Annotated in this window: 2 protein-coding genes; one reads left to right on the forward strand and one right to left on the reverse strand. The window is 70.9% G+C overall.

Annotated elements, in window-relative coordinates; translation table 11 throughout:
- Positions 1-326: 326 nt before the first annotated feature.
- Positions 327-1367: a M14 family zinc carboxypeptidase gene (locus ACFWY9_RS44850; protein WP_378341766.1), complete on the reverse strand. Its 1041-nt coding sequence runs from the start codon at positions 1365-1367 to the stop codon at positions 327-329.
- 101 nt (positions 1368-1468) lie between these two features.
- Here ACFWY9_RS44850 and ACFWY9_RS44855 point away from each other — a divergent pair, with 101 nt between their 5' ends.
- The gene (locus ACFWY9_RS44855) at positions 1469-2422 is read left to right on the forward strand and encodes an ABC transporter ATP-binding protein (RefSeq protein WP_378326772.1); all 954 of its coding nucleotides are present in this window, start codon (positions 1469-1471) and stop codon (positions 2420-2422) included.
- Positions 2423-2589 lie beyond the last annotated feature (167 nt).

Here is a 2589-nt window from a genome sequence, read left to right on the forward strand (position 1 = left end):
CTGGAGTACGAGCAGACCCACCGGTCACCACCGCCCGTAGCGGCGTGACCGGGTTTCATGAAGGCAACAGCCTCCATGAAACCCGGGGCGGTCCAGAGCGTTCGCGACGTTGGGCGGTGTGGTCGGGTTGGGCGGGGGAGGTCCGAGGGACGCCCTGGGTGCATCCACTGCACCCAGGGGCACCCTTGTCGTACCCAACGCACCCAAGGACGCCCTTGTCGTACTCCAGGCCTGGTGGGCCGCAGGCAACCTCAAGCACATCCACGGCCCCAGAAGTCTTGGCGAGAAAACCGTGACCTCGGGCATTCACGGACTACTATGCCGGGTCAGTCCAGCGCGGGTTCCGACGCTCGGAGTGTCGACGGGATCGGCTTGCCCCGCGGCGGAATCGCGTCCGCCTGAGCCGGATCGATGTGTCGCAACGAACCGTCCGCGGCCGTACCCGCGATCGCGAGCATCGAGGCCAGTGCCGACCGGATCTGCTTCTGCTCGTACGCCGCGCCCTGGTCGCTCAGCTCGATCAGCACGCTCCCGCTGCCGCGCAGCCCGTAGGCGTTCCTGGCGATTCCCTCGTAGTCGCCGCCGGGATACTGCGACACGTTGCCGCCCACCGCTTCGATGGAACGCTTGGCCACCACGGTGATCTGCTTCGCGAAGTCCACTTCGGACGGCCGGGTGGCCGGGTGGGTCGGCCACATCGCGGACGCGGTGATCGCGCGCCCCTTGTCGTCCTGGTAGCGCCCCTGCATGTGGTAGTCCACCACGATATCGGGGTCGAAGGCGGTGTACCGGCGCTGGATCAGCCCGGCCTCCGTGGCCGGATTCCGCGCCGGGTCCAGCGAGGGATTGTGGTAGCGGTTGATGTCGTAACCCTTGCCGCGCTCCCCGAACTCCGGTGTCGCGGCCGGGTCGTAGTTGTACCGCCAGTCGTGCTCGTGCCCGTCCGGGTTCGCGCGCACCACGATGTCCACGGTCACGCGCGAAAGCAGCCACCGCTGCCACGCGCTGTGCCCCACACCGGCGTGGCGCAGGAACTCGAGCGCGGCCGGAGTGCCCAGCGGTTCGTCGCCGTGCTGCTGGGTGACGTACTGGACGCGCACCGCCCCGTGGCCCACCCGCGCCGCCCACACCGGACGGTGTTCGTTCGTCCGGCCGATCTCGGCGAGCCGGATCTCGCCGTGGCTTCGTCGCGTCAGTTCGCGCAGTTCGGCGGCCAGCCGCGCGGTGTCCGGACGGGGATCGACGGCGGTGACGGCCGCGACGGCGTCCGCTGGAGTGTCCACAGTGGCCAGTGCGGTGGCCGGTGCGACGAGCAGGGCGGCCCCGGTGAGCGCGGCCAGCAGGGCGATTCGCGGCTTGTGGGTCATGGTGTCCGAGTATGGGCGGGCCGGGCGAAGGTCAACAAGGTCCGTTCGGCGGCACCTGCCCCCGGCGGTAAAGCGGTCGTGTTTTGTCGGTGGTGGGATCTATCGTGCGAGGGGTGGGAGAGTCAGCGGAAGATCCGGCACTGGTCCAGGCGAAGGCCCTGGTCAAGCGGTTCGGCGCGTTCGAGGCCGTGCGGGGCATCGATGTCGAGGTGCGCCGGGGCGAGGCCTTCGGGTTCCTCGGCCCGAACGGCGCGGGCAAGTCCTCCACCATGCGCATGATCGCGTGCGTGTCCCCGCGCACCGACGGTGAGCTGCGGGTACTCGGGCTGGATCCGGACGTCGCGGGCCCACGCGTCCGCGCGCGGCTGGGCGTGGTGCCGCAGCAGGACAACCTCGACGTCGAGCTGACGGTGCGGCAGAACCTGCACGTCTACGGCCGCTACTTCGGCCTGTCGCGGGCGGCGGTCCGGCGCAAGGCCGAGGAGCTGATGGAGTTCGCGCAGCTGTCCGATCGCGCCGACGATCAGGTGGAACCCCTCTCGGGCGGCATGAAGCGGCGCCTGACGATCGCGCGTTCGCTGGTCAACGACCCGGAGCTCCTCCTGCTCGACGAGCCGACGACCGGCCTCGACCCGCAGGCCCGCCACCTGCTGTGGGACCGGCTCTTCCGGCTCAAGGCCCAGGGCACCACGCTCATCGTCACGACCCATTACATGGACGAGGCCGAGCAGCTGTGCGACAGGCTGGTCGTCATGGACGGCGGCCGGATCGTCGCCGAGGGTTCGCCGTCGGAGCTGATCACGCGCTACTCCACCCGGGAGGTCGTCGAACTGCGCTTTCCCGCGGGGGAACAGGAAACCGCCGCCCGCCGGGTCGAGGACCTCGCCGAGCGCGTCGAGGTACTTCCCGATCGCGTCCTGCTCTACAGCATGGCGGGGGAGGCGACGCTCGAACAGGTCCACGCGCGCGGGCTGCGACCGCTGTCCAGTCTCGTCCGGCGCAGCTCGCTGGAGGACGTCTTCCTCCGGCTCACCGGCCGGACACTGGTCGATTGACGATGGGGGGAGGGGGTGGTGTGCTCGCGGAACGCGCTCGCCGGTGCCCATCGTCAGGTGTCTTGTGGGGGTGCAACCCCCACACCCCCGCGGGGGGGGGGGGGGGGGCCCGGGCGCGCCCGGGGGGCGCCCGGGCGGGCGGGGGGGGCGGGGGCGAGCGCGCGGGC

This window comes from Amycolatopsis sp. NPDC059027, from assembly GCF_042739735.1.
In the GTDB taxonomy this organism is placed as follows: domain Bacteria; phylum Actinomycetota; class Actinomycetes; order Mycobacteriales; family Pseudonocardiaceae; genus Amycolatopsis.

Bases quoted from the DNA above. Each gene is read 5' to 3' on its own strand.
- ACFWY9_RS44850 (WP_378341766.1), bottom strand. From the start codon at position 1,367: ATGACCCACAAGCCGCGAATCGCCCTGCTGGCCGCGCTCACCGGGGCC.